25 protein-coding genes and 2 pseudogenes are annotated in these 23,808 nt (G+C 48.5%); 14 read left to right on the forward strand and 13 right to left on the reverse strand.

Annotated elements, in window-relative coordinates; genetic code table 11:
* Positions 1 to 110 precede the first annotated feature (110 nt).
* Positions 111 to 1,298, forward strand: coding sequence for an efflux MFS transporter YdeE (gene ydeE, locus FEM44_RS22770; RefSeq protein ID WP_130258980.1), 1,188 nt, complete (start codon positions 111 to 113; stop codon positions 1,296 to 1,298).
* Between the two features lie 37 nt (positions 1,299 to 1,335).
* On the opposite strand, the gene FEM44_RS22775 is transcribed toward ydeE, so the two are convergent.
* Positions 1,336 to 1,734 carry a rhodanese-like domain-containing protein gene (locus tag FEM44_RS22775; protein WP_135522402.1) on the reverse strand — a complete coding sequence of 133 codons (399 nt, stop codon included), beginning with the start codon at positions 1,732 to 1,734 and terminating at the stop codon, positions 1,336 to 1,338.
* Between the two features lie 94 nt (positions 1,735 to 1,828).
* Here FEM44_RS22775 and ftrA point away from each other — a divergent pair, with 94 nt between their 5' ends.
* From ftrA to FEM44_RS25335, 3 genes and pseudogenes are all read left to right on the forward strand, one after another.
* Positions 1,829 to 2,800 (forward strand): transcriptional regulator FtrA, encoded by a 972-nt coding sequence (ftrA, locus tag FEM44_RS22780; RefSeq protein WP_135522609.1) that lies wholly within the window; start codon positions 1,829 to 1,831, stop codon positions 2,798 to 2,800.
* Between the two features lie 107 nt (positions 2,801 to 2,907).
* Complete coding sequence (mgtS, locus tag FEM44_RS22785) at positions 2,908 to 3,003, forward strand: protein MgtS (RefSeq protein ID WP_064529968.1); 96 nt, start codon at positions 2,908 to 2,910, stop codon at positions 3,001 to 3,003.
* A pseudogene (locus tag FEM44_RS25335) lies at positions 3,003 to 3,106 on the forward strand (hypothetical protein). The gene mgtS and the pseudogene FEM44_RS25335 overlap by 1 nt, the downstream one beginning before the upstream one ends.
* Positions 3,107 to 3,220: 114 nt before the next feature.
* Here FEM44_RS25335 and FEM44_RS22790 read toward each other — a convergent pair.
* The 3 genes from FEM44_RS22790 to dcp form a co-directional block, all read right to left on the reverse strand.
* Positions 3,221 to 4,111 (reverse strand): diguanylate cyclase, encoded by an 891-nt coding sequence (locus FEM44_RS22790; RefSeq protein ID WP_135522401.1) that lies wholly within the window; start codon positions 4,109 to 4,111, stop codon positions 3,221 to 3,223.
* 261 nt (positions 4,112 to 4,372) lie between these two features.
* Positions 4,373 to 4,765, reverse strand: a complete 393-nt coding sequence (gene ydeI, locus FEM44_RS22795; protein WP_135522400.1) for a YdeI family stress tolerance OB fold protein — start codon at positions 4,763 to 4,765, stop codon at positions 4,373 to 4,375.
* A gap of 278 nt (positions 4,766 to 5,043) precedes the next feature.
* Entirely contained in the window at positions 5,044 to 7,089 is a 2,046-nt protein-coding gene (gene dcp, locus FEM44_RS22800) for a peptidyl-dipeptidase Dcp (RefSeq protein ID WP_135522399.1), read from the reverse strand.
* A gap of 136 nt (positions 7,090 to 7,225) precedes the next feature.
* On the opposite strand from dcp, the gene ydfG reads away from it, so the two are divergent.
* From ydfG to ydfZ, 3 genes are all read left to right on the forward strand, one after another.
* Positions 7,226 to 7,972: a bifunctional NADP-dependent 3-hydroxy acid dehydrogenase/3-hydroxypropionate dehydrogenase YdfG gene (ydfG, locus tag FEM44_RS22805; protein WP_130224796.1), complete on the forward strand. Its 747-nt coding sequence runs from the start codon at positions 7,226 to 7,228 to the stop codon at positions 7,970 to 7,972.
* 88 nt (positions 7,973 to 8,060) lie between these two features.
* On the forward strand, positions 8,061 to 8,747 hold the full coding sequence (gene rspR / locus FEM44_RS22810) for a DNA-binding transcriptional regulator rspR (protein WP_130219085.1): 687 nt from the start codon (positions 8,061 to 8,063) through the stop codon (positions 8,745 to 8,747).
* A 175-nt stretch (positions 8,748 to 8,922) separates the two neighbouring features.
* Complete coding sequence (gene ydfZ, locus FEM44_RS22815) at positions 8,923 to 9,126, forward strand: putative selenium delivery protein YdfZ (protein WP_000214710.1); 204 nt, start codon at positions 8,923 to 8,925, stop codon at positions 9,124 to 9,126.
* Between the two features lie 39 nt (positions 9,127 to 9,165).
* Here the strand turns inward: ydfZ and FEM44_RS22820 are convergent, their stop codons facing one another.
* From FEM44_RS22820 to FEM44_RS22840, 5 genes are all read right to left on the reverse strand, one after another.
* Positions 9,166 to 10,626 (reverse strand): mannitol dehydrogenase family protein, encoded by a 1,461-nt coding sequence (locus tag FEM44_RS22820; protein ID WP_135522398.1) that lies wholly within the window; start codon positions 10,624 to 10,626, stop codon positions 9,166 to 9,168.
* A gap of 88 nt (positions 10,627 to 10,714) precedes the next feature.
* On the reverse strand, positions 10,715 to 12,082 hold the full coding sequence (gene ydfJ / locus FEM44_RS22825; RefSeq protein ID WP_135522397.1) for an MHS family MFS transporter YdfJ: 1,368 nt from the start codon (positions 12,080 to 12,082) through the stop codon (positions 10,715 to 10,717).
* Positions 12,083 to 12,139: 57 nt separating this feature from the next.
* Complete coding sequence (locus FEM44_RS22830) at positions 12,140 to 13,159, reverse strand: Zn-dependent oxidoreductase (RefSeq protein ID WP_135522396.1); 1,020 nt, start codon at positions 13,157 to 13,159, stop codon at positions 12,140 to 12,142.
* A gap of 11 nt (positions 13,160 to 13,170) precedes the next feature.
* Positions 13,171 to 14,385, reverse strand: coding sequence for a starvation-sensing protein RspA (gene rspA, locus FEM44_RS22835; RefSeq protein ID WP_064529975.1), 1,215 nt, complete (start codon positions 14,383 to 14,385; stop codon positions 13,171 to 13,173).
* Positions 14,386 to 14,604: 219 nt separating this feature from the next.
* On the reverse strand, positions 14,605 to 14,931 hold the full coding sequence (locus FEM44_RS22840; protein ID WP_064529976.1) for a YnfA family protein: 327 nt from the start codon (positions 14,929 to 14,931) through the stop codon (positions 14,605 to 14,607).
* A 134-nt stretch (positions 14,932 to 15,065) separates the two neighbouring features.
* Between FEM44_RS22840 and FEM44_RS22845 the strand changes: the two genes are divergently transcribed.
* Positions 15,066 to 15,407 (forward strand): DUF1283 family protein, encoded by a 342-nt coding sequence (locus FEM44_RS22845; protein ID WP_130219077.1) that lies wholly within the window; start codon positions 15,066 to 15,068, stop codon positions 15,405 to 15,407.
* A gap of 34 nt (positions 15,408 to 15,441) precedes the next feature.
* A complete protein-coding gene (gene speG / locus FEM44_RS22850) occupies positions 15,442 to 16,002 on the forward strand; it encodes a spermidine N1-acetyltransferase (protein WP_064529978.1) in 561 nt (186 codons plus the stop codon).
* A gap of 2 nt (positions 16,003 to 16,004) precedes the next feature.
* Here speG and FEM44_RS22855 read toward each other — a convergent pair whose 3' ends face one another.
* A complete protein-coding gene (locus FEM44_RS22855; protein ID WP_135522608.1) occupies positions 16,005 to 16,715 on the reverse strand; it encodes a YnfC family lipoprotein in 711 nt (236 codons plus the stop codon).
* A gap of 106 nt (positions 16,716 to 16,821) precedes the next feature.
* On the opposite strand from FEM44_RS22855, the gene FEM44_RS22860 reads away from it, so the two are divergent.
* The 4 genes and pseudogenes from FEM44_RS22860 to clcB all read left to right on the forward strand — a co-directional run bounded on the left by FEM44_RS22860 (position 16,822) and on the right by clcB (position 19,386).
* A complete protein-coding gene (locus tag FEM44_RS22860) occupies positions 16,822 to 17,127 on the forward strand; it encodes a DUF1161 domain-containing protein (protein WP_135405926.1) in 306 nt (101 codons plus the stop codon).
* Positions 17,128 to 17,178: 51 nt separating this feature from the next.
* Positions 17,179 to 17,277, forward strand: a pseudogene (locus tag FEM44_RS22865) (dimethylsulfoxide reductase); the annotation flags it as partial.
* A 42-nt stretch (positions 17,278 to 17,319) separates the two neighbouring features.
* Positions 17,320 to 17,934 carry a Tat proofreading chaperone DmsD gene (gene dmsD, locus FEM44_RS22870; RefSeq protein ID WP_135522395.1) on the forward strand — a complete coding sequence of 205 codons (615 nt, stop codon included), beginning with the start codon at positions 17,320 to 17,322 and terminating at the stop codon, positions 17,932 to 17,934.
* Between the two features lie 159 nt (positions 17,935 to 18,093).
* On the forward strand, positions 18,094 to 19,386 hold the full coding sequence (clcB, locus tag FEM44_RS22875) for a voltage-gated ClC-type chloride channel ClcB (protein ID WP_135522394.1): 1,293 nt from the start codon (positions 18,094 to 18,096) through the stop codon (positions 19,384 to 19,386).
* Here the strand turns inward: clcB and bioD are convergent.
* The 3 genes from bioD to FEM44_RS22890 all read right to left on the reverse strand — a co-directional run bounded on the left by bioD (position 19,339) and on the right by FEM44_RS22890 (position 22,408).
* Positions 19,339 to 20,034: a dethiobiotin synthase gene (bioD, locus tag FEM44_RS22880; RefSeq protein ID WP_130209293.1), complete on the reverse strand. Its 696-nt coding sequence runs from the start codon at positions 20,032 to 20,034 to the stop codon at positions 19,339 to 19,341. The genes clcB and bioD overlap by 48 nt on opposite strands.
* A gap of 125 nt (positions 20,035 to 20,159) precedes the next feature.
* On the reverse strand, positions 20,160 to 21,380 hold the full coding sequence (gene mlc / locus FEM44_RS22885) for a sugar metabolism global transcriptional regulator Mlc (RefSeq protein WP_135522393.1): 1,221 nt from the start codon (positions 21,378 to 21,380) through the stop codon (positions 20,160 to 20,162).
* A gap of 134 nt (positions 21,381 to 21,514) precedes the next feature.
* On the reverse strand, positions 21,515 to 22,408 hold the full coding sequence (locus FEM44_RS22890) for a LysR family transcriptional regulator (RefSeq protein WP_130209297.1): 894 nt from the start codon (positions 22,406 to 22,408) through the stop codon (positions 21,515 to 21,517).
* Between the two features lie 106 nt (positions 22,409 to 22,514).
* On the opposite strand from FEM44_RS22890, the gene FEM44_RS22895 reads away from it, so the two are divergent.
* Complete coding sequence (locus FEM44_RS22895) at positions 22,515 to 23,768, forward strand: MFS transporter (RefSeq protein ID WP_135522392.1); 1,254 nt, start codon at positions 22,515 to 22,517, stop codon at positions 23,766 to 23,768.
* Positions 23,769 to 23,808 lie beyond the last annotated feature (40 nt).

Raw genomic sequence — 23,808 nt, forward strand, 5'->3', positions numbered from 1 at the left:
GTTTACCACGGCATTAATGGCAAATAAGTCGCTATACTTCGGATTTTTGCCATGCTATTTCTTTACATCTCAAAAACAAAACATAACGAAATGCATTGTCGGACAGCCAAATGAACTTATCTCTGAGACGCTCTACTTGCGCCCTTCTCGCCTCGTCGTTGTTATTAACTATCGGACGCGGCGCCACGCTGCCATTTATGACTATTTACTTGAGTCGCCAGTACAGCCTGGGTGTCGATCTCATTGGTTATGCGATGACAATTGCGCTCACTATTGGCGTCGTCTTTAGCCTCGGTTTTGGTATCCTGGCGGATAAGTTCGACAAGAAACGCTATATGTTACTGGCAATTACGGCCTTCGCCAGCGGTTTTATCGCCATTCCCCTGGTGGACAGCGTCACGCTGGTGGTACTTTTTTTCGCACTCATCAACTGTGCCTATTCCGTTTTTGCCACTGTATTGAAAGCCTGGTTTGCCGACAATCTTTCATCCACCAGCAAAACGAAGATCTTCTCGATCAACTACACCATGCTCAACATTGGCTGGACCGTCGGCCCACCACTCGGCACCCTGTTAGTCATGCAGAGCATCAATCTGCCCTTTTGGCTGGCAGCTATCTGCTCAGCGTTTCCCATGGTTTTCATTCAAATTTGGGTAAAGCGCAGCGAGAAAATCATCGCCACAGAAACAGGCAGCGTCTGGTCGCCAAAGGTTTTGTTACGGGATAAAGCGCTGCTGTGGTTCACCTGCTCTGCCTTTCTGGCTTCTTTCGTGAGCGGTGCCTTTGCCTCTTGTATCTCGCAATATGTGATGGTCATAGCGGATAGTGGTTTTGCTGAAAAAGTAGTCGCAGTGGTCCTGCCTGTTAATGCCGCGATGGTGGTTACGTTGCAGTATTCCGTTGGGCGACGAATTAACCCGACCAACATCCGCGCGCTGATGACGGTAGGCACACTCTGTTTTGTCGTCGGTCTGGTCGGTTTTATTTTTTCCGGAAACAGCCTGCTATTGTGGGGAATTTCAGCCGCGGTATTTACTGTTGGTGAAATTATTTATGCTCCCGGTGAGTATATGTTGATTGACCATATTGCGCCGCCGGGAATGAAAGCCAGCTATTTTTCCGCTCAGTCATTAGGTTGGTTGGGGGCAGCGGTAAATCCATTAGTAAGTGGTGTGGTACTGACCACTCTCCCGTCTTCCTCGCTGTTTATCATCCTGGCGGTAGTCATCATTGCCGCGTGGGCGCTGATGTTAAAAGGTATTAACGCCAGACCCCAGGGGCAGCCAGCACTCTGTTGACGTTCGTGCCGTGCCACTACTGGCACGGCTTCGCTAATCATTTTTCTGTGGCAAAGGCATAGCCTTCATCTTCCCAGCCGGTTATCCCGCCGAGCATGATTTTAACCGACTTTCCGAGTCGAGCCAGTTTGAGTGCCGCACGGTCTGCACCGTTACAATGTGGCCCCGCGCAATACACCACAAATAGAGTATCGTCCGGCCATTCGGTCATTCTCTCTGCGGTCATTTGCTTATGGGGTAGATGAAGAGCGCCTGGGATATGCCGACGCGCGAAGTCCTCTTCACGTCCAACCACATGAAGTAAAACGAAATCATCGCCAATATAAGCCAGAGAGTCATGAACATCGGCACAATCTGTTTCGACACTCAGGCGCGCGAGAAAATGCGCCTCAGCAACTTCCGGCTTCGCTGTGGTAAATTCAGTGACATAACGCATAGTGCTTTTTCCTTTTGGTTTGTTGTGTTAACAATAATGTAACCAATCTACTTTTCACTGACCGCCTCCCGATATGCCAGAAAAGAGCAAAATGATGACAACGTTACAACGTCCGCTGGTTGTTGCACTGGCTTATGACGGGCTATGTACTTTCGAATTTGGCGTAGCCGTTGAAATATTCGGCCTGCCACGACCGGAACTGGGCGATAACTGGTATCGTTTTGCCGTTGCTGCGGTAGAACCTGGTGTGCTGCAAGCCACCGGGGGGATCCACGTGGTTGCAGATGGAGGGCTGGAATTATTGCCCAACGCCGATATGGTTATTATTCCTGGCTGGCGTGGAATAGATGCAAAAGTGCCAGAGATGTTATGTCAGTCATTGCGCGAGGCACACCAGCGCGGTACCCGCCTGGTATCGATATGCTCTGGCGCGTTTGTCCTTGCTGCTGCGGGCCTTCTTCACCAGCGAAAAGCGACCACCCACTGGCGCTACACTGAACAACTCCGGCATCGTTATCCTTCAATCAGCGTAAGTGACAATGTGTTATATCAGGATGAAGGACAAGTGATGACCTCCGCCGGAAGCGCCGCGGGGATCGATCTGTGTTTACATATCGTGCGCAAAGATTTTGGCCATGAGATTGCTAATAATGTCGCCCGGCGGCTGGTCATACAGCCACATCGCCAGGGGGATCAACCACAAAATCTGACGCGCCCAATGGCCTCACCGCGTGAAAGCCAGACGTTAGGTGCATTATTCGACTTTTTGCAGCAGAATCTGGCACAAACACACACTGTGTCTTCCCTCGCCGAGCGGGTAAATATGAGTCCGCGCACTTTTTTGAGACGTTTTGAGGCGTTAACCGGCATGACGCCCGCCCGCTGGCTGCTCAATGAACGATTAATACGAGTACAGGATTATCTGCAAAATTCGGCTTTTAACATCGATAAAATTGCCGAGCTGACGGGTTTTGGCAATTCAGCGTTATTGCGTCATCACTTTCACCAACGTTTTTTATTATCCCCTTCGCAATATCGTAAAAACAGCCGTTTCCCATCACAATAACCGCCTGATTCAGCCTTTGTTTAGGTAATCTCTGCTAATATCTTTCTCATTGAGATGAAAATTAAGGTAAGCGAGGAAACACACCACACAATAAACGGAGGAAAATAATGTTGGGTAATATGAATGTTTTTATAGCTGTTCTGGGAATAATTTTATTTTCTGGCTTTCTGGCCGCATATTTCAGCTACAAATGGGATGACTAATGAACGGAGATAATCCCTCACCTAACCGGCCCCTTGTTACAATTGCGTGCAAGGGGCCTGATTTTCTGACGGCGAAAAAAAACCGCCAGTAAACCGGCGGTGAATGCTTGCATGGATCGATTTGTGTTTTGCTTTTACGCTATCAGGCATTTCTCTGCACTGGTAACGGTTCTTTGACACAGTAGCATTATTTTTCTCAATGAATGTTAAACAGAGCTTAAACTCGGGCAATCACACTCTGCTCGTCAATAAACATACAGCGATTTCTTCCGGTCTGCTTGCCTTCGTACATTGCTCTGTCAGCCCTTCCAATAACCACATCCAACGGTTCATCAGGAAACGCGCGGCTCACGCCAGCGGTCACTGTTATTGGGATATGTCCGCCAGGATGCGCTATGGCATGGTTATCGACTAACTGACAAATACGTAGCCCGGCACGACACGCCTCATCATCATTTTGCGCTTTGATGATAATAATAAACTCTTCACCACCATAGCGATAAACCGTATCGTAGTCACGCGTCCAACCGGCTAAGTAAGTCGCCAGGGCTCGTAATACCACATCACCGATTAAATGTCCGTAGGTATCATTAACCAGTTTAAATCGGTCTATATCCAGCAGCATTAAATAAAGATTTAATGGTTCAGCATTACGTAATTGATGATCAAAGGATTCATCAAGTACCCGACGGCCAGGTAATCCCGTCAATACATCCATATTGCTACGAATAGTCAGCAAATAAATTTTGTAATCTGTTAATGCTGCGGTAAAAGAAAGCAACCCTTCCTGAAATTCTTCAAAATGAGCGTCCTGCCAGCGATTTTCAACAATAGCCAGCATTAATTCCCGACCACAGTTATGCATATGTTGATGGACAGAATCTATTAGCCGAACGTAAGGTAATTCATCGTTATCGAGTGGCCCCAGATGATCAATCCACCGACCAAACTGGCACAGCCCATAAGAATGGCTATCCGTTATTTCTGGCTTACTGGCATCTCTCGCGACCACGCTATGAAACATACTCACCAGCCATTGGTAGTGGGCATCGATAGCCTTATTGAGATTAAACAAGATGGCATCGATTTCCGTTGTCTTCTTGATCATTGCCACTCCTTTTTCACAGTTCCTTGTGCGCTTTATTCTAACTGGAGAAAAGAAAATTTACGTCAATATTTTCATAGAAATCCTAATCAGGAAGTGATGTTAAAGATAACATTGTGATTTAGAACTAAATCACCCCAAAAAAAAGTGTTTAACTCTGTAATTGCCTCTGCACTTTCGCTGGTAAAACACAGATAAACAGCCAAAACAACAAAAGCCCAATGACCCAACATGTTGGGCCATAAGGCTAATTTATTTTTATGACTATTTCTGCAGATGAGTGACCCGTACGACAGCTGGGGAGCTTTTTTTATCCAGACTCCCGCTAATGTTGATCATCTGGTCAGGCTGAACTTCTCGCCCATCAAAGACAGCGGCAGGAATAACAACATTAACTTCACCGCTCTTATCGCGGAAAACGTAACGGTCTTCTCCCTGATGAGAAATCAAATTACCCCGCAATGAAACTGAAGCGCCATCATGCATCGTTTTCGCGAAATCAACGGTCATTATTTTCGCATCGTCGGTTCCGCGATAGCCGTCCTCTATTGCATGCGGCGGCGGTGGCGCCGCATCCTGTTTTAAACCACCCTGTTCATCTGCCAACGCATAAGGCATGACAAGAAAACTCGCTAATATAATAGCCTGAAATTTCATACTGACTCCTTAATGGCGTTTAGTTTAACTTATTAAGTCTGGTTGCTGTTTTGTGAAATGGCCACTAAGAATTAGTCTAATTATCATAACTCGGTTAAAATCAGCCGATTAAAACCTAAAACTTATTAAGTGATGATAATTATCATCAACAACATAATATTGCAGAATACATAATAAACTTAAGATAATTTCCCGACCACAGGTTATTATCGATAAAAATTTACAACGACATTAATTTGTAAGCCGGATTGCAGTCAATCCGGCTCACTCTTGCAAAATTATACGTTCAAGCCGCGATGTTGCAGCATTGGTGTAATCTGTGGTGCCTTACCTCGCCATTGGCGATACAGGTGTTCTAAATCTTCGCTATTACCTTTGGAAAGGATAGCATCGCGAAAACGTTGCCCATTTTCACGCGTTAAACCACCCTCCTCGACAAACCATTGGTAACCATCGTCTGCCAGCATTTGCGTCCACAGATACGCGTAGTAACCCGCCGCGTATCCGCCACCAAAAATGTGAGCGAAATAACTACTGCGATAACGCGGCGGTACAGCGGGAAGATCCATGTTTTCCGCAGCCAGCGCCCGAAGTTCGAAATCGTCCACGTCCTGCCATGCTTCATTCTCATCCAGACAATGCCAGCGCATATCAAGAAGCGCAGCGCTAAGTAACTCGCTCATCTCGTAGCCTTTATTGAACAGGCTGGCATTGCGCATTTTCTGTTGTAACTCTTCCGGCATGGTTTCTCCGGTTTGGTAATGCTTCGCATAGCGAGAGAATACCTGCGGATTTGTCGCCCAGTGTTCGTTGATTTGTGAAGGGAACTCGACGAAATCACGCGGCGTGTTGGTGCCAGAAAGCGTCGCATAACGTTGGCTGGCAAACAGGCCGTGCAGCGTATGACCAAATTCATGGAATAAGGTTATAACATCATCCCACAATAACAATGCAGGTTCACCTGTCGTTGGTTTCTGATAATTGCAAACATTGTAAATAACGGGACGTGTGTCATTGAGCGTAGATTGCTCAACAAAATTCCCCATCCACGCACCGCCGCTTTTGGAATCACGGGCAAAGAAATCACCGTAAAATAGCGCAAGACCGACTCCGTTATGGTCAAATATTTCCCATACGCGCACATCCGGGTGATAGATCGGTATATCAAAGCGCTCGACAAATTTAATGCCGAAAAGCTGATTTGCAGTCCAGAATACCCCCTCATTCAACACTGTGTTCAATTCGAAATAAGGTTTGAGCTGCGCTTCATCGAGACAGAATTTCTCGCGTCTTACCTGCTCGGCATAAAATGCCCAGTCCCACGGCTGGACGCTAAATCCGCCTTGCTGCTTTTCGATAACCGCCTGAATAGACGCCAGTTCATCGTCTGCTCGCTTACGCGCGGCCGGGACAATTTCACGCATGAAGTTAAGTGCGGCTTCGGGTGTTTTTGCCATCTGGTCGGCGATTTTCCATGCAGCATAATGAGGGAAACCAAGCAGTTTCGCCTGCTGCGCGCGGATCTCCACCAGCCGTTGAATAATGGCTCGGGTATCGTTAGCGTCTTTTTTTTCTGCCCGAGCCCAGCCCGCAGTGAACAGTTTTTCACGCGTCGCGCGATCGCGCAGTTCGGCAAGCGCCGGTTGCTGGGTGGTATTCAGCAGTGGGATAAGCCACTTGTTATCCAGACCTTTCTCACGCGCTGCATCCGCCGCCAGGGCAATATCTTGCTCACTCATCCCGGCCAGTTGCCCAATATCGTCAACCACCAGCCCACCGGATTTGTTCGCCGCTAATAACCGCTGGTTAAACTGACTGATAAGGGTCGCCGCCTCTGTATTCAGCACTTTTAATTTTGCCTTATCGGCCTCTGCAAGTTTGGCCCCGGCAAGAACAAAACGTTGATGAATCACCTCGACCAGTCGAATAGATTCGCTATCAAGACTCAAAGATTCACGGCGCTGCCAGATGGCATCGACCCGAGCGAACAATTCGCCGTTCAGGTAAATGTCATTAGCCAGTTCTGCAAGTTCTGCCGAGAACTGTTCATCAAGACGCTGTAATTCATCGTTGGTATGCGCCGAGGTCATAGCGAAGAAGACGCTGGTCACACGTGTGAGTAATTCCCCGCTCTTTTCAAGAGCCAGAATAGTATTAGTAAAATCGGGCGTCTGTGGGTTTAACGCTATCGCTTCTATCTCAACCCGCTTTTGCCGCATTCCCTCGTCGAATGCCGGGCGATAGTGATGATTTGCAATCTGATCAAAATGGGGCGCCATATAAGGCAGCGTGCTCTGCGTAAGAAAAGGATTCGTCGTTGACATTTTCTACTCCTGAAAACGAGGTGTTCCATAGCGTAGGCTTACTGATAACGGAGTGCAATGTTGCAAACCAGTATTACCCGCTCTTAAGCATCACGTGCTATGTTAGTGACACACAAAAGCGTTGAGGAACAGTGAGATGATCGTTTTAGTAACTGGAGCAACGGCAGGTTTTGGTGAATGCATTACTCGTCGTTTTATTCAACAAGGGCATAAAGTTATCGCCACTGGCCGTCGTCAGGAGCGGTTGCAGGAGTTAAAAGACGAGCTGGGAGATAATCTGTATATTGCCCAACTGGACGTCCGTAACCGCGCCGCCATTGAAGAAATGCTGGCATTGCTTCCTGCCGAGTGGAGTGACATTGATATTCTGGTGAACAATGCTGGACTGGCGCTGGGTATGGAACCTGCACATAAAGCGAGCGTTGAAGACTGGGAAACCATGATTGATACCAACAATAAGGGCCTCGTGTATATGACGCGCGCAGTCCTGCCGGGCATGGTTGAGCGCAATCGTGGTCACATTATTAACATTGGTTCAACGGCGGGTAGCTGGCCATATGCAGGTGGCAACGTCTACGGCGCGACAAAAGCGTTTGTTCGTCAGTTCAGCCTGAATCTACGCACAGATCTGCACGGTACAGCAGTACGTGTCACAGACATCGAACCAGGGCTGGTGGGTGGCACCGAATTTTCCAATGTCCGCTTTAAAGGCGATGACGGCAAAGCAGAAAAAACCTATCAAAATACCGTTGCACTGACGCCAGAAGATGTCAGCGAAGCCGTCTGGTGGGTAGCCACTCTCCCCGCTCACGTTAACATCAATACTCTGGAAATGATGCCGGTTACCCAAAGCTATGCCGGGTTGAATGTCCATCGGCATTAATTTTTATACCCGGCCTCACCGCCGGGTTATTGCTTGTCACAAAAAAGTGGTAGACTCTTGCAGTTAACCCACTCAAAAGCAATAACGAATGACCGTCGAAACACAACTTAATCCCACACAGCCTGTCAATCAGCAAATTTACCGTATTCTTCGCCGCGACATTGTGCATTGTCTGATTGCACCAGGTACGCCATTGTCGGAAAAAGAAGTTTCTGTTCGTTTCAATGTGTCACGCCAGCCGGTTCGCGAAGCCTTCATTAAACTGGCTGAAAACGGCCTGATTCAAATTCGCCCGCAGCGTGGCAGCTACGTCAATAAAATCTCCATGACCCAGGTTCGCAATGGCAGTTTTATTCGACAGGCCATTGAGTGCGCGGTGGCACGGCGGGCAGCGAGCATGATCACTGAAAGCCAGTGCTACCAACTTGAGCAAAATCTTCACCAGCAACGCATTGCCATTGAGCGCAAACAACTGGATGATTTTTTTGAACTTGATGATAACTTCCATCAACTCCTTACCGATATTGCTGACTGTCAGCTCGCCTGGGACACCATTGAAAACCTGAAAGCGACCGTTGACCGGGTGCGCTACATGAGTTTTGACCACGTTTCGCCGCCGGAAATGCTGCTTCGCCAGCACATGGATATTTTCTCTGCGCTGCAAACACATGATGGTGATGCCGTTGAAAAGGCAATGGCATTGCATTTGCAGGAGATTAGCGAGTCCGTACAGCTAATACGCCAGGAAAATAGCGACTGGTTCAGCGAAGAGTAATTCTTTACCTCTCATCCCATTCGGGGTGAGAGTTCATCCCCCTTCTTCTGGATTATGCAAGCATCAAAAAAGATGTGAACTTGATCATAAACAAAAAAAAATTCACTCGACAGGAGTATTTATATTGCGCCCGTTACGTGGGCTTCGACTGTAAATCAGAAAGGAGAAAACACCTATGACGACCTACGATCGTAACCGTAACGCAATCACTACTGGCAGCCGTGTTATGGTTAGCGGCACCGGTCACACTGGCAAGATCCTGTCGATTGATACTGAAGGTCTGACCGCAGAGCAAATCCGCCGCGGTAAAACCGTAGTAGTTGAAGGTTGTGATGAAAAACTCGCACCTCTGGACCTGATTCGTCTCGGCATGAACTAAGCGTGTGAATGCCGCCGATGGCGGCATTGCTGTCACTTATCACTTCACCGCATATTTCGCCACGGTCGCTTTCGCACCATGCGCTAATAAAGACAAATACGCTTCCGTCACCTTTGCAGTAAACAACGCATTTTTCGGCAAATCATCACCAAATATCGCATTAATCGCCATCAAGGACTGCACGCGCACTTGCCCTTCTGCACTACTTTGCACGGCCTCCTGAATGACCGGTAATAACGGGTCACTAATTTCGATAGGATTACCCTGCTCATCAACACCGCCGACATATCGCATCCAACCAGCAACGCCAAGCGCCAACAGATCGAACGCGCAGCCCTGTTTCAGATGCCAGCGAATGGAATCCAGCATACGCTGTGGGAGTTTCTGACTGCCATCCATCGCAATCTGCCAGGTTCGATGGCGTAACGCTGGATTACTGTAGCGTTCAATCAGTCGATCCGCATAATTTTGCAGATCCACGCCCTGCACTTTCAGCGTCGGCGCCTGTTCCTGCAACATCAAGGCATGTGCCGCACGGCGATAATTTTCATCTTCCATGCAGTCGTTAATATGCTGATATCCGGCCAGATAGCCCAGATACGCCAGGAATGAGTGGCTGCCATTGAGCATACGCAGTTTCATCTCTTCATAAGGCAGCACATCGCTGACCAGTTCAGCACCTGCTTTTTGCCATTCTGGACGTCCGGCAACAAAGTTATCTTCAATAACCCACTGACGGAACGGTTCACAGGCTACACCTGCTGGATCGCGCACGCCGGTAAGCTGCTCAATTTTATTCAGCGTTTCTGCCGTCACCGCCGGAACAATGCGATCAACCATTGTCGAAGGAAAAGTCACATTTTCGACAATCCATTGCGCCAGTTCTGTATCGACTGCATGCGCGTAAGAAGTGACAACGTCACGCATTACATGACCATTTTCCGGCATATTGTCGCACGACATTACCGTAAATGCCGGTAAGCCTGCGGCCTTGCGCCGGGCCAGCGCCTCCACAATAACCCCTGCTGCCGTTTTCGGCTGGTGGGGATTGTTTAGATCGTCAACGATCATCGGGTGATCCAGCATTAACTGCCCGGTCGCCGGAGAGTGAAAATAGCCTTTCTCTGTAATAGTCAGAGAAACAATTGCAATTTGCGGTTCGCACATGGCAGCAAGCACAGCTTCCAAACCGTCTATTTGCACGTGCAACGCTTTTTTCACTACCCCCACTACACGAGCGGTCCAGGCATCGGCCGACATTTCCGCAACGGTAAAGAGATTATCTTGCTGTTTAAGATCGGCGATTTGCTGTTCACCGCCAATCAGGTTCACTTCATAGTAGCCCCAATCGCTGTGATGCTGGGCAGCCAGGATATCGGCATACACGCCCTGATGCGCGCGATGAAATGCGCCAAAACCTAAATGAACAATTTTGGGCGCCAGGTTATTACGATCATAAACAGGGAGTGTCGCTTTTGCTGATAACAAATTATTTCCCATGACAATTCCTTTAATTTCAATATGGCAAGCTGAATGGTTTGTTATATGAATAAAAAATCCCTCCTCACCAGGAGAAGGGATTCTGGATTTACAGACTTGTTGAAGGTTGCGTAGCTCTTACAACGCGCGGTTGATCTTCTGCCGCATCTTCCAGCGCACTCAAATCGCGGTCTTTAACTTCTGGCATTTTCAGCGCGGAGATTAAACCGATAACAGAATAAGCCATAATCATTATCGCAATCGGATACCAGGACTCAGTCATGGTGCAGAAAATGCCCGCCAGGATAGGACCGAAACCGGAGGCAATAAGACCACCAATTTCTTTAGAAATTGCCATCCGGGTAAAGCGGTTTTTACAGCCGAACATCTCTGCCATGGTAATGTTTTCCAGGGCAAATAATCCCAACACCGCACAGTTATGAATCACAATCAACGCAACCATAATGGTGCTCGGGGCATAGCTTTTATCGACGATAATGGACAGCATTGGCCACGCCAGCACAATGGCTGAAGTATTCATAATAATGTAGGGAATACGACGACCAATTTTATCGGACAACCATCCCAGGAATGGAATAGTCATAAAGCCGATAATTGAGCTGATCATTAAGGCGTCTGTCGGAATCGCTTTATTAAACAGCAACGTCTGTACTAAATAACCTGCAAGGAATGTTTGAATCAGGCCGGAGTTTCCTGCCTGTCCAAAACGAAGACCCGTTGCCAGCCAAAAAGATTTGCTCTGGAACATACTACCAGAAGGCACAGCTTTTGGCGCAGGCTGCTGACTGTCATTAACCTTCTCAAAGACCGGGCTTTCTTTCAGGTTCATACGCAGCCAGATAGCAAAGACCATCACTACCACACTCGCCAGGAACGGTATACGCCATCCCCATGCCAGCAGTTCTTCTTTACTGAGAATAAAGAACATAAAGGCCCAGATTGCTGTTGCGCTCAAGGTTCCGCAGTTCGTTCCCATCGCGACGAACGAGGAGATAATTCCGCGCTTTCCTTTCGGTGCATATTCAGCAAGCATAGTACCTGCACCAGAAATTTCCGCGCCAGCTCCCAACCCCTGAACAATACGCAGCGTCACCAGCAAGATTGGCGCAAAAACACCAATCTGCGCATAGGTCGGCAACACGCCAATTAGGGTGGTACAGATCCCCATCATGGTGATGGTAATAAAGAGTACTTTTTTACGCCCTATTCTGTCGCCCATTTTGCCGAAAATAAATGCTCCGACAATACGTGCCACATAGCCTGCACCGTAGGTCCCCATTGCCAGAATTAACGCCATTGCGGTTGATGATTCCGGGAAAAATATTTCATGAAACACTAACGCTGCGCCGAGCGAATATAGCTGAAAATCCATGAATTCAAGCGCAGTCCCCAGCCATCCCGACACTGCTGCTTTCACCAAATCCTTAGTGCTTCTTTCGTGTTTTTCTATTGTCATAATGGATATCTCTAAATAAGAGGTAAGATGCGTACTACTTACTCGCTGTTATTGGTATTATTCAGAAAAAGTGAGTAAGACTTTGCAGCAATGTTTTTGATCCTGTTCAAATAAACTTATGGCATCAGCAACATGCTTAAAATCAAACGTATGGGTAATTAATTTTTCAGGTTTAATTAACCCTTTGCTTAACCAGTCGATCACGACCGGGAATTTGTTGGCATTTAACCGAGAGGAGAAAATAGAAAGTTCTTTTCCGGTAATTCCCTGCTGAATGACTTCAGACGGTTCACTGGAGAAGCCCATTAACACAATACGTGCAGCTGGAGAAGCCAACGTAACAGCTTCTTTCAAAATTGAAGGATGACAAGCAGCATCAATAATTAATGTTGGCTTGATTCCTTTTTCAGCGAATATTTCACCAAGCGGAGTCTGACCATTATTAATCGCCCAATCCGCCCCGCTCTCTTTCGCTTTTTCCAGTCGTTCATCAATGCGATCGGCAACAATCACGTTTTTGACGTTATAAACCCCCTTTAATACCTGAACAATAGTCAGGCCAATCGGACCTGCGCCATAAACCAGCACGGTGTCATCTTCAGTAGGTTTACCGTGTCCGGTAACGTTCGCCGCAATGGTAAAGGGCTCGATCATTACCGCAAATTTGTCTGCCACTGCATCGGGGATTTTCCACGCATTTTTTGCCGGAACAACAGCATATTCACTAAAACCACCGTCAGCGTGAACACCTAATACAGCCAGCGTTGTACAAACATTCGGTTTACCAATTGAGCACGGATAGCAATGCCCACAGCTCACTACCGGATCTACCGCAACACGTTCACCTACCCGGCTGTTTTCAATACCTTCGCCGACGGCATCAATCACGCCAAAAAATTCGTGGCCAATGACGCGCGGATATTTTGCAAACGGATTATGACCGCGATAAATATGGCTATCAGAGCCGCAAATCCCGGCCAGTTTCACTTTTACCCGTACTTCACCCGCAGACGGGTTGGGTATTTCACGTTCGATAATTGCCAGTTGATTTGGTTTTTCAATTAAAATGCTTTTCATTATTTTTCTCCTTACCAGTTCCACAGCGTGCCATCTTCCAGACGTGCGACTGGCAGATAAGCGGGTTCGTAGGGGTATTTTGCTGCCAGCTTTTCATCAAACTCGATGCCAAGACCCGGTTTGTCGCCCGGATGCATATAGCCATTATCGAAAGTCCAGTTATGCGGGAAGACTTCGAGCATTTGTTCTGAATAGCCCATATATTCCTGAACACCGAAATTCGGCACCCACAGATCAAAGTGCAGCGCCGCAGCCATGCAGACAGGCGACAAATCAGAAGGACCGTGTGAGCCAGTGCGTACCTGATACAGGGATGCGAAATCAGCGATCCGACGCATACCGGTGATGCCGCCCGCATGAGTCAGCGTAGTGCGGATATAGTCGATGAGTTGTTCTTCGATCAGTTGTTTGCAGTCCCAAATGCTATTGAAGACTTCACCCACTGCAATTGGCGTGACGGTGTGTTGGCGAATGAGGCGGAAACACTCCTGGTTTTCCGCAGGCGTCGGGTCTTCCATCCAGAACATGCGATAATCTTCAATGCTTTTACCAAAGCGCGCCGCTTCAATAGGCGTTAAGCGATGGTGCATGTCATGCAGCAGATGTTCATCAAAACCAAACTTGTTACGTACCGCGTCGAACAGTTTTGGCATGAAGTCGAGATATTTTTCCGTCGACCACAACTGCTCCTCCGGCCACTGCCCTTTTGTCGCAGGTTCATAAGCCAGCCCTTTGCCTTTGGACATGCCATAGGTGGTCTTCATGCCTGGAATGCCGCACTGTACGCGGATGGCTTTGAACCCCAGCTCCTGATGACGAGCATAATCATCCAGTGCCTCATCAATGGAGTGACCGGTTGTGTGACAATAAACCATAACCCCTTCGCGAGACGCGCCACCCAGTAACTGATAAAGCGGCATGTTGGCGGCTTTGGCTTTAATGTCCCACAGAGCCATATCCACAGCCGAAATGGCCGACATGGTGACTGGACCGCGACGCCAGTACGCCCCTTTATAGAAAAACTGCCAGATATCTTCGATACGGTGAGCATCGCGGCCTATAAGCTGCGGACAAAGGTGATCCTGCAGATAAGACGCAACGGAAAGCTCGCGTCCATTCAGTGTGGCATCGCCAAGACCGGTAATACCGTCTTCGGTGGTGATTTTTAAGGTGACGAAATTACGCCCCGGACAGGTAACAAAAACTTCAGCCCTTACGATCTTCATGTTCGATTCCTTGCATCGCTTGTCGAGATGCATGAAATCTACGCAACTGAGCTACTACCATACAAGTATAAATATTGGAAAAGGGAAGCGTGATCACAAAAAAAAGAGCGTATTAGCGCCGTGAATAAATCTAAAAAAAGCCAGACTTTGCTGTTATCCTGGACACCGGGTAGAGCATATCTTATTAATAATAAAAGACATTGATCATTCCCGACAAAATCAAGCTCGTCCCCAGCCAGCAACAATAATCAACATCCCACATAGCGCGACCAATGCTCCAGTCCAGTCGTAGAGACTGAGTTTTACGCCATCCACAACCCGCAGCCACAGCAGCGCCGTGCAAACATAAACGCCACCATAAGCTGCATACACTCGCCCACTGGCCGCCGGATGCAATGTTAACAGCCAGACGAAAAGCGCCAGGGAAATCCCCGCCGGAACCAGCAACCATACGCTGGCGTTCCGTTTAAGCCATAGCCAGGGCAGGAAGCATCCGACAATTTCACACAAGGCGGTAGCAAAAAACAGTAACGTTGTTTTAATCATCTTTGTCACTCATTGACATCATGTATATTTATGGCTCGACATAATATCATCACCCTATACATCCTTCTGGTACGTTTTGCGTTCGCAGTGGATCGTGTAAACTCCCCTTTAAACATTCATGTAAGGAATGAATCATGAATATTACTTTCTGCAAACGGCTCGGACTGCTCGCTTTTCTGCTACCTTGCGCACTGGCATTTAGCGCAACTACTCATGCAGAAACCAATAAACTGGTGATTGAGTCTGGCGACAGCGCACAGAGTCGCCAACAGGCGACAATGCAAAAAGAGCAATGGAATGAAACTCGCAATCTGCGTCAAAAAGTCAATAAACGCACCGAGAAAGAATGGGATAAGGTTGACGCCGCATTCGATAGCCGCGATAAATGCGAACAAAGTGCCAACATTAATGCCTACTGGGAACCGAATACTTTACGTTGCCTGGACCGTCGTACTGGCCGCGTAATTACCCCCTAACCTGTTATTGATATAAGGAATGTAAGGACACGTTATGACAAGCGCCCACAGTGTTAAGCTACGTCCGCTGGAGCGTGAAGATTTACGCTATGTGCATCAACTCGACAATAACGCCAGTGTGATGCGTTACTGGTTTGAGGAACCCTACGAAGCCTTTGTTGAACTCTCTGATCTGTACGATAAACATATTCACGATCAGAGTGAGCGCCGTTTCGTGGTGGAGTGCGATGGTGAAAAAGCGGGTCTGGTGGAACTGGTTGAAATTAACCATGTCCACCGCCGCGCAGAATTTCAGATAATCATCTCCCCGGAATACCAGGGTAAAGGTCTGGCAACACGCGCAGCGAAATTAGCAATGGATTATGGCTTCACTGTTCTTAATCTCTATAAGCTGTATCTGATTGTAGATAAAGAAAATGAAAAAGCGATTCACATTTACCGTAAGCTCGGCTTTACGGTCGAAGGTGAACTGATGCATGAATTCTTTATTAATGGTCAATATCGCAATGCCATTCGCATGTGTATATTCCAGCATCAGTATCTGGCGGAACATAAAACGCCGGGTCAGGCGATGCTGAAGCCGACCGCGCAATAGCGTTAATAATAATCAATGGTATTTTTGATAGTGTAAACCCGTTCGACGGCGGGTTTTTCCGCTTCATCAACAATGATCAATTGGCAGTCCACCGGATTGGCGTGACTGTCATATTCACAGCTTTGCTTAACATTACCAACTTGTTGATTATTCAGTAAAGTAACCGCCGTGTAATCGAGCTTTTTGATTGGATCATTTGACGGTGTTGCCGTGACTGATAACGTTTTATCGTTGCTTACTGTGGTTTTACCCAGCGGATAGCCCTGTTCATCATACCTATAATCCACCTTCATCTGTTTACTGCTGGCTTTAACTACAAAGCCATTATCATCGGTTTCCCAACTCACTCCGGCGGAAGGTAATTCTGCTAACTGACATTTACCCTGTAAACGTACTTTTTTCTCCAGTGTCTGCGCGTCACGGTAATAATTCGCATCCAGCACTAAGGCAACCACGGTATTATTTTCCAGATCCAATAATTCAAGCGAATCGAAGCAACCTTCTTCCGATAAGCTGCCTGAAACACGTTTCGTCACTTCCCCTTGTTCATTCATTAATGTCTGGGTGAAATCTTTAACCGGACCACGCAGCGGATCGAAATCAAATTCATTAGAGAAGCTGGCCATCTCTGGCGTAAAAGAAAACGTCACTTCTGCGCGATCGCATCCTGTAAGCATTATCGCGAGCAAACATGGCAGTAATTTGAAATTCACTTTAGTCACCAGACAGTAGAGATTATTATCAATCATAGTAGTAAATACAGTACTTTACACGCGAAATGCTATGCTTAGTTAGTAATATTCATTTAAGGAGCCAATGATGAAAATCTCAACTTATTGCGCCGCACTACTGCTCACAATTGCCTCACCTGCCGTGCTGGCCGCGCCAGATTCTTGTGAACGGATAAAGAGCGATATTTCACAGCGTATTATCAATAACGGTGTGCCAGAAAGTAGCTTTACTTTAAGTATTGTGCCGAATGATCAGGTCGATCAGCCTGACACCAGGGTGGTTGGCCATTGTGCCAATGATACGCATAAAATTCTCTATAACCGCACCACCAGCGGTAACAATTCTGCCCCTGCACAACCGACTCAGGATGGCGCGCCTGCCGAACCGCAGTAAAAAGTATGATGGACGCTGGCGCGTCTTATCAGGTCTACATTCTGCAACGTGCTTGTGTTAGGGTTAACTCTCAAACCGGGCGGTGAGATGATCGGGCGAGCGCGATTTTATGGCCTGCACATGACGGTCGGAATGGCCGTCGCAGGTTAACAACTTGGTGCGGGGTAAGCCGCACGTTTCAGGATGATAGGAATGACGCATTTTTCACAACAAGATAATTTTTCTGTCGCGGCGCGTGTGCTGGGGGCGCTGTTTTATTACGCCCCAGAAAGCGAGGAAGCCGCGCCTCTGGTTTCTGCAATGACCAACGATGGCTGGGAAACTCAGTGGCCTCTACCGCAAATGTCTTTAGTACCGCTGGTAACGGCTTTTCAGCAACAGAGTGAAGAGTCGCGTACGCAGGCCTGGCAGCGTTTATTCGTTGGCCCGTGGGCGTTGCCGTCCCCGCCGTGGGGATCGGTCTGGTTGGATCGTGAATCGGTACTGTTTGGCGATTCAACGTTGGCACTTCGTCAATGGATGCGCGAAAAAGGCATTCAGTTTGAGATGAAGCAAAACGAGCCTGAAGATCATTTTGGTTCCTTGCTACTGATGGCGGCCTGGCTGGCGGAGAGTGGTCGTCAGACTGAGTGCGAAGAGTTGCTGGCGTGGCATCTTTTACCTTGGTCGACGCGCTTTCTCGAGGTGTTTATCGAAAAAGCAGAACACCCTTTTTACCGCACACTTGGTGAACTGGCTCGCTTAACGCTGGCTGAGTGGCAGTCACAATTGCTGATTCCCGTCGCAGCTAAGCCACTGTTTCGTTAAGGTTCCCGTAGCATTACCGGATGGCGACATTAGCGCGCCATCCCATATAAAATAAGTTACAGTGTCACACCATTTCCCCACTTAAAGCACGTACAGCTTTTGCGCCTGACATCTTTTCCCGCAAAATAGATGCCCGTGTTTAAATTGCCATTCCTACTCATGCATCATCTACACCTTTACCCGGATCTGCGCACCATGTTTCGTCGTCTGCTTATCGCAACGATAATCGGTATTCTCGCGGCGTTTGCCGTTGCCGGATTCCGTCATGCCATGCTGTTACTGGAGTGGTCATTCCTGAGCAATGATTCCGGGAGTCTGGTCAATGCTGCGACAAACCTTTCTCCGTGGCGACGCTTGTTAACTCCTGCGCTCGGCGGTCTGGCGGCAGGTTTATTACTCATGGGCTGGCAGAGAGTTACGCAGCAACGACCCCGTGCGCCGACCGATTATATGGAAGCGTTGCAGAGCGAGGGGCAGTTCGATTACGCAGCAAGCCTGGTAAAATCACTTGCCTCTCTGCTGGTGGTGACAAGCGGTAGCGCAATTGGCCGTGAAGGCGCGATGATTCTGCTGGCGGCTCTTGCTGCATCCTGGTTTGCCCAACGTTTTACGCCGCGTGAAGAGTGGAAATTATGGATTGCCTGCGGTGCTGCGGCAGGCATGGCTGCAGCCTATCGCGCACCGCTTGCCGGGAGTTTATTTATTGCCGAAGTGCTGTTTGGCACCATGATGCTTGCCTCTCTTGGCCCAGTGGTGATTTCAGCCGTGGTGGCATTACTTGTCAGCAATCTTATTAATCACAGCGATGCATTGCTCTACAGCGTTCAGCTCGAGGTGACGCTGCATGTGCGGGACTATGCGCTAATTATCAGTACCGGCGTGCTGGCTGGTCTTTGCGGACCATTACTGTTGAAAATGATGAGCGCCAGTCATCAAGGTTTTGTTCACCTAAAACTGACGCCGCCCTGGCAGTTGGCGTTAGGGGGGTTGATCGTCGGCCTGCTTTCCCTGCTCACGCCTGCCGTATGGGGCAATGGTTATAGTACGGTGCAATCCTTTTTAACCACCCCACCACTGTTTACGGTCATTGCTGCGATCTTCATCTGCAAACTTTTTGCCGTGCTGGCCAGTAGCGGTTCCGGCGCGCCTGGCGGCGTGTTTACGCCAACGCTATTTATCGGGCTTGCAATTGGCATGCTGTATGGACGTAGCCTGGGGTTATGGCTTCCAGGCGGCGAAGAAATGACGCTTTTACTCGGACTAACAGGAATGGCAACACTGCTGGCTGCGACCACGCATGCGCCAATTATGTCGACATTGATGATATGTGAAATGACCGGGGAGTATCAGCTACTCCCCGGTTTATTGATTGCCTGCGTGATCGCATCGGTAATGTCGCGGACCTTACACCCTGACTCTATCTACCGACAGCACACTACGCAGCATGGCTAAGCGGATGTATTGACCCAGTTCTCGCTGTTCAGCCCGGGGCAGATAAGGCAGTTCACCAATGAGCGGTGCCGGGAGTTTTTTACCCAGCACATCAATGATTTCAGCATAATGCGCTAACCCGGGGTTAATACGATTAGCCACCCAGCCAATGAGCGGCAGACCGTCGTTCGCAATCGCTTGTGCTGTCAGAAGCGCATGGTTAATACAGCCTTCCTGAATGCCCACCACCATCAACACCGGTAGCTGCTCCTGGACCACCCATTCAGAGAGCGGACGCAGATCATTCATCAGGCTGCGCCATCCGCCAGTCCCCTCAACGACAACATGATCAACTTTGTCAGTCAGGTTAGCCAGACCATTTGAAATGAGCGTGTAATTGATTGGACAACTGTGCGCCACGCTACTTTCTTCTTCGCTTAACGCAATGGGATTGACTGCTTCATAAGGCAGTTCAATTGATGAAACACTCTGCAACACCAGGGCATCTTTATTACGCAGCCCCTCAGGTGTCTCTTTGCTCCCCTTCGCTACGGGTTTGTATCCCGCAACCGTTTTTCCCTGGGAGGCTAACGCTTGTAGCAATGCGCGGGAAACCACCGTTTTCCCTACAGAAGTGTCTGTACCTGTTATAAAGAAACGCTTCAGCATCACTAACTCCACCGTTATGCTTCACTAATATAAGCCAGGAAAATAATTCAACGTGGAAAGTCTAAGTTATGCTTTCTGCACTCAATTTGAGATAGCGCAAATTTTGGTAGAACAGTTAAAAAATGTTAACCCTGCAACAGACGAATCAGCAAAGATCCATTATATAGCGCATCTTTTACCAGCGCGGCCCCTGCCATTGTCCCCTGATTGGTGAACTGAGTGCTCTCAACGCTAATATGCTGGCTGTATGCTGGAAGCGCCTGCTGGCGGATGCTGTCAGAAATCACAGGGAACAGAATATTTGCCGCTTTGCTTAACGGCGAGCCAATCAGTATTTTTTGTGGGTTAAATAAATTCACCATGATGGCCAGAATGCGCCCAACATGCGCGCCTACGCCAGTGATAATATCCTTTGCCAGCAAGTCACCCTGCAACGCCGCATGGCATAATGAATCCACGCTCAAAGGCTGCCCGTGCAACATCGAACTCATTGACTGATTAAGGCGTAATTGCGCCAGTTCGAGGATGCTGTCCACACTGGCGATGGTTTCCAGACAACCGTGGTTACCGCAATAACAGCGTTTACCATACGGATCCACCTGGGTATGACCAATTTCTACCAGGCTACTGCTTCCGGCATGTAACAAGTGACCGTCGGTAATCACGCCCGCGCCAACATTGTGATCAATTACCACCTGAATCACATCGCGCGCACCGCGAGAGGCTCCAAATAATGCCTCGGCCATCGTCCATGCACTAATATCATGCTGAATGAAAACCGGTACACCTGTGTGCTTCTCCAGCGCTTCGCCGAGCGGCATCTCTTTCACATCCTCGTAAAACGGCATCCGGTGCACAATACCATTTTCCGTATCAATAATTCCCGGTAAAGTAATGGCGATGGATGTCAGGCGTTCGAGTTTTTTCTGATGGCGGATAAAAAACTGATCAATATGCGCAATGATACGTTCCAGCAAAGGCAATTCATCCTGAAGCGCCAGCTCCAGTGTCTCTTCCACCACCAGCTTGCTGCTTAAATCACGCAGGGCAAGAAAAATTAAACCACGACTGATGCGCAGAGAAAGATAATGCCAGGCTTCTGTTTCCACCACCAACCCCACCGCAGGGCGGCCACGGTTTCCCCCTTCTTTAATTTCTAACTCTTGCACCAGGTGCGCTTCTAACATTTCGCGGACAATTTTGGTGATACTGGCGGGAGCCAGTTGCGCCATGCGGGAAAGGTCGATACGCGAAATAGGACCAAGCTGATCAATCAGGCGATAAACAGCACCCGCGTTGGTCTGCTTTATTTGATCAATATGTCCAGGCTGGTTTTCAGCAACCACCTTATACTCCCTATATTTTCGCGCTCCGAAATAATCTGTAGGCTATGGTGAAACACTTCAATGCGTGCCGTCAAATTTTTACTTAGCCATGTGATTAACAGCACACTTTTCGGGTTTTTTAGCTGAATTTTACCTCACCTGAGAGCATTCAGCAGCTGAATACGAAAGTTTCGCGCTGCCGGACTTTGTTCATGATGCGTCGGCCAGACCAACCACATTTCAGAAACCGCATCTTCTTCAGCAATAGGTATCCAACGCATTTCATTAAGCTGAACACGCTTAAATGAGGCGGGCAAAATCGAAACGCCTAAACCGGCAGACACAAGGCCAATGATGGTCATCGCCTCGCCCACTTCCTGGGTAATAACCGGTGTAAGATTGTAGCGTCGCATCAGGCCCAGAATGTCATCATAAAGCCCTGTCCCGACGTGAGGGTCAAAGAAAACAAACGGCTCTTTTGCCAGTTCCGCCAACGTAACTACAGATTTACCGGCTAACGGATGATCGTGCGGAATCATCGCCATAAGCGGTTCATGCACAATTACCGCATGGTTCAACGTCTCCGGCAGCAAAGTATTGCGTAACAGTCCCATATCGAGCGTCCCTTCGATAAGGGGCGCAATTTGCTCGCGGGTATTCATCTCGCGCGTCTGCAAATGGACATCAGGAAATTCGCGGCGAAATAACGATAAGGTATCTGACACTGCGCGAATGAATGGCGCCGATGAGGTAAAACCAATGCGTAACTCTCCCGCCTCCCCCTGATGCAGTCGTTCTGCTCGCGCTGCGGCATCGTCCACCAAAGAAAGAATTTGACGACTATCGGCAAGAAATTGTTTGCCTGCAGCGGTGAGCGCGACGCTTCGATTGGTCCTGGCCAGCAGGCGCGCGCCAATTTGTTGCTCCAACGCCTGAATCTGTTGGCTTAGTGGCGGTTGAGAAATATTCAGGCGCGCAGCAGCACGACCAAAATGCAATTCTTCTGCAACGGCGATGAAGTAACGTAGGTGACGCAATTCGATATTCATATTTAATACATATTATTTGAGACTATTAATATATTAGACATAACAATTCGATTTTCCTACTCTATTCCTGAGCTAACACAACGCGCATATTTAGTAAGGATTTCAAGTGAGTCGTACCACAACTGTTGATGGCGATCCGGCAAGCGCCACTGACAAGCAAAACGTTTCCCAGCCAAACCTGTTCATCAAACGCGGTACGCCGCAATTTATGCGCGTGACCCTGGCGCTTTTTTCTGCCGGACTGGCAACCTTCGCACTTCTCTATTGTGTGCAACCTATCCTTCCGGTTCTTTCGCAAGAGTTTGGCTTAACACCCGCAAACAGTAGTATTTCACTGTCAATTTCAACGGCAATGTTGGCTATCGGATTGCTGTTTACTGGCCCGCTTTCCGATGCCATTGGTCGCAAGCCAGTGATGGTTACGGCGCTGTTATTGGCCTCCATCTGCACGTTACTTTCGACGATGATGACCAGCTGGCACGGAATTTTGGTGATGCGCGCCTTGATTGGCCTTTCATTAAGCGGCGTGGCTGCGGTGGGCATGACCTACCTTAGCGAAGAGATCCACCCGAGTTTTGTCGCCTTTTCGATGGGGTTGTACATCAGCGGTAACTCGATTGGCGGCATGAGCGGACGCTTAATTAGCGGTGTCTTCACCGATTTCTTCAGCTGGCGAATTGCACTGGCAGCGATTGGCTGTTTCGCACTGGCCTCGGCGTTAATGTTCTGGAAAATTCTTCCTGAATCTCGCCATTTCCGCCCTTCCTCACTACGCCCTAAAACATTGTTTATCAACTTCCGTCTGCACTGGCGCGACCAGGGATTGCCTTTATTATTCGCAGAAGGTTTTTTGCTGATGGGCTCATTCGTCACCCTGTTTAATTATATTGGCTATCGCTTGATGCTTTCCCCCTGGCATATCAGCCAGGCGGTGGTGGGTCTATTATCGCTGGCCTATTTGACCGGTACCTGGAGTTCACCAAAAGCCGGAACCATGACCACCCGCTTCGGACGCGGTCCGGTGATGCTGTCTTCGACAGGTGTCATGCTTGTTGGCCTGTTAATGACATTGTTCAGTTCGATATGGCTGATTTTTGCCGGGATGTTGCTCTTCTCCGCCGGATTCTTTGCTGCTCACTCGGTCGCCAGCAGCTGGATTGGCCCCCGTGCTAAACGCGCCAAAGGCCAGGCTTCCTCGCTGTATCTGTTCAGTTACTACCTGGGGTCAAGTATTGCCGGAACATTAGGTGGGGTCTTCTGGCATACCTACGGTTGGAACGGCGTTGGCGCTTTTATTGCGTCGATGCTGGTGGTCGCGATTATAGTGGGTACACGTTTGCACCATCGATTGCACGCCTGAAAAAATAAGCCCGGGCTGAGTAAAATACCCACCCGGGCTT

The organism is Escherichia sp. E4742, assembly GCF_005843885.1.
In the GTDB taxonomy this organism is placed as follows: Bacteria; Pseudomonadota; Gammaproteobacteria; order Enterobacterales; family Enterobacteriaceae; genus Escherichia.

Coding starts and splice junctions, on each gene's coding strand:
- FEM44_RS22820 (WP_135522398.1), bottom strand. CDS start 10,626: ATGGGAAATAATTTGTTATCAGCAAAAGCGACACTCCCTGTTTATGAT.
- ydfG (WP_130224796.1), top strand. CDS start 7,226: ATGATCGTTTTAGTAACTGGAGCAACGGCAGGTTTTGGTGAATGCATT.
- FEM44_RS22845 (WP_130219077.1), top strand. CDS start 15,066: ATGAATATTACTTTCTGCAAACGGCTCGGACTGCTCGCTTTTCTGCTA.
- FEM44_RS22890 (WP_130209297.1), bottom strand. CDS start 22,408: ATGAATATCGAATTGCGTCACCTACGTTACTTCATCGCCGTTGCAGAA.
- speG (WP_064529978.1), top strand. CDS start 15,442: ATGACAAGCGCCCACAGTGTTAAGCTACGTCCGCTGGAGCGTGAAGAT.
- mgtS (WP_064529968.1), top strand. CDS start 2,908: ATGTTGGGTAATATGAATGTTTTTATAGCTGTTCTGGGAATAATTTTA.
- clcB (WP_135522394.1), top strand. CDS start 18,094: ATGCATCATCTACACCTTTACCCGGATCTGCGCACCATGTTTCGTCGT.
- ftrA (WP_135522609.1), top strand. CDS start 1,829: ATGACAACGTTACAACGTCCGCTGGTTGTTGCACTGGCTTATGACGGG.
- bioD (WP_130209293.1), bottom strand. CDS start 20,034: ATGCTGAAGCGTTTCTTTATAACAGGTACAGACACTTCTGTAGGGAAA.
- ydfJ (WP_135522397.1), bottom strand. CDS start 12,082: ATGACAATAGAAAAACACGAAAGAAGCACTAAGGATTTGGTGAAAGCA.
- dmsD (WP_135522395.1), top strand. CDS start 17,320: ATGACGCATTTTTCACAACAAGATAATTTTTCTGTCGCGGCGCGTGTG.
- dcp (WP_135522399.1), bottom strand. CDS start 7,089: ATGTCAACGACGAATCCTTTTCTTACGCAGAGCACGCTGCCTTATATG.
- ydeE (WP_130258980.1), top strand. CDS start 111: ATGAACTTATCTCTGAGACGCTCTACTTGCGCCCTTCTCGCCTCGTCG.
- rspR (WP_130219085.1), top strand. CDS start 8,061: ATGACCGTCGAAACACAACTTAATCCCACACAGCCTGTCAATCAGCAA.
- FEM44_RS22860 (WP_135405926.1), top strand. CDS start 16,822: ATGAAAATCTCAACTTATTGCGCCGCACTACTGCTCACAATTGCCTCA.
- FEM44_RS22840 (WP_064529976.1), bottom strand. CDS start 14,931: ATGATTAAAACAACGTTACTGTTTTTTGCTACCGCCTTGTGTGAAATT.
- FEM44_RS22790 (WP_135522401.1), bottom strand. CDS start 4,111: ATGATCAAGAAGACAACGGAAATCGATGCCATCTTGTTTAATCTCAAT.
- FEM44_RS22775 (WP_135522402.1), bottom strand. CDS start 1,734: ATGCGTTATGTCACTGAATTTACCACAGCGAAGCCGGAAGTTGCTGAG.
- ydeI (WP_135522400.1), bottom strand. CDS start 4,765: ATGAAATTTCAGGCTATTATATTAGCGAGTTTTCTTGTCATGCCTTAT.
- rspA (WP_064529975.1), bottom strand. CDS start 14,385: ATGAAGATCGTAAGGGCTGAAGTTTTTGTTACCTGTCCGGGGCGTAAT.
- FEM44_RS22830 (WP_135522396.1), bottom strand. CDS start 13,159: ATGAAAAGCATTTTAATTGAAAAACCAAATCAACTGGCAATTATCGAA.
- ydfZ (WP_000214710.1), top strand. CDS start 8,923: ATGACGACCTACGATCGTAACCGTAACGCAATCACTACTGGCAGCCGT.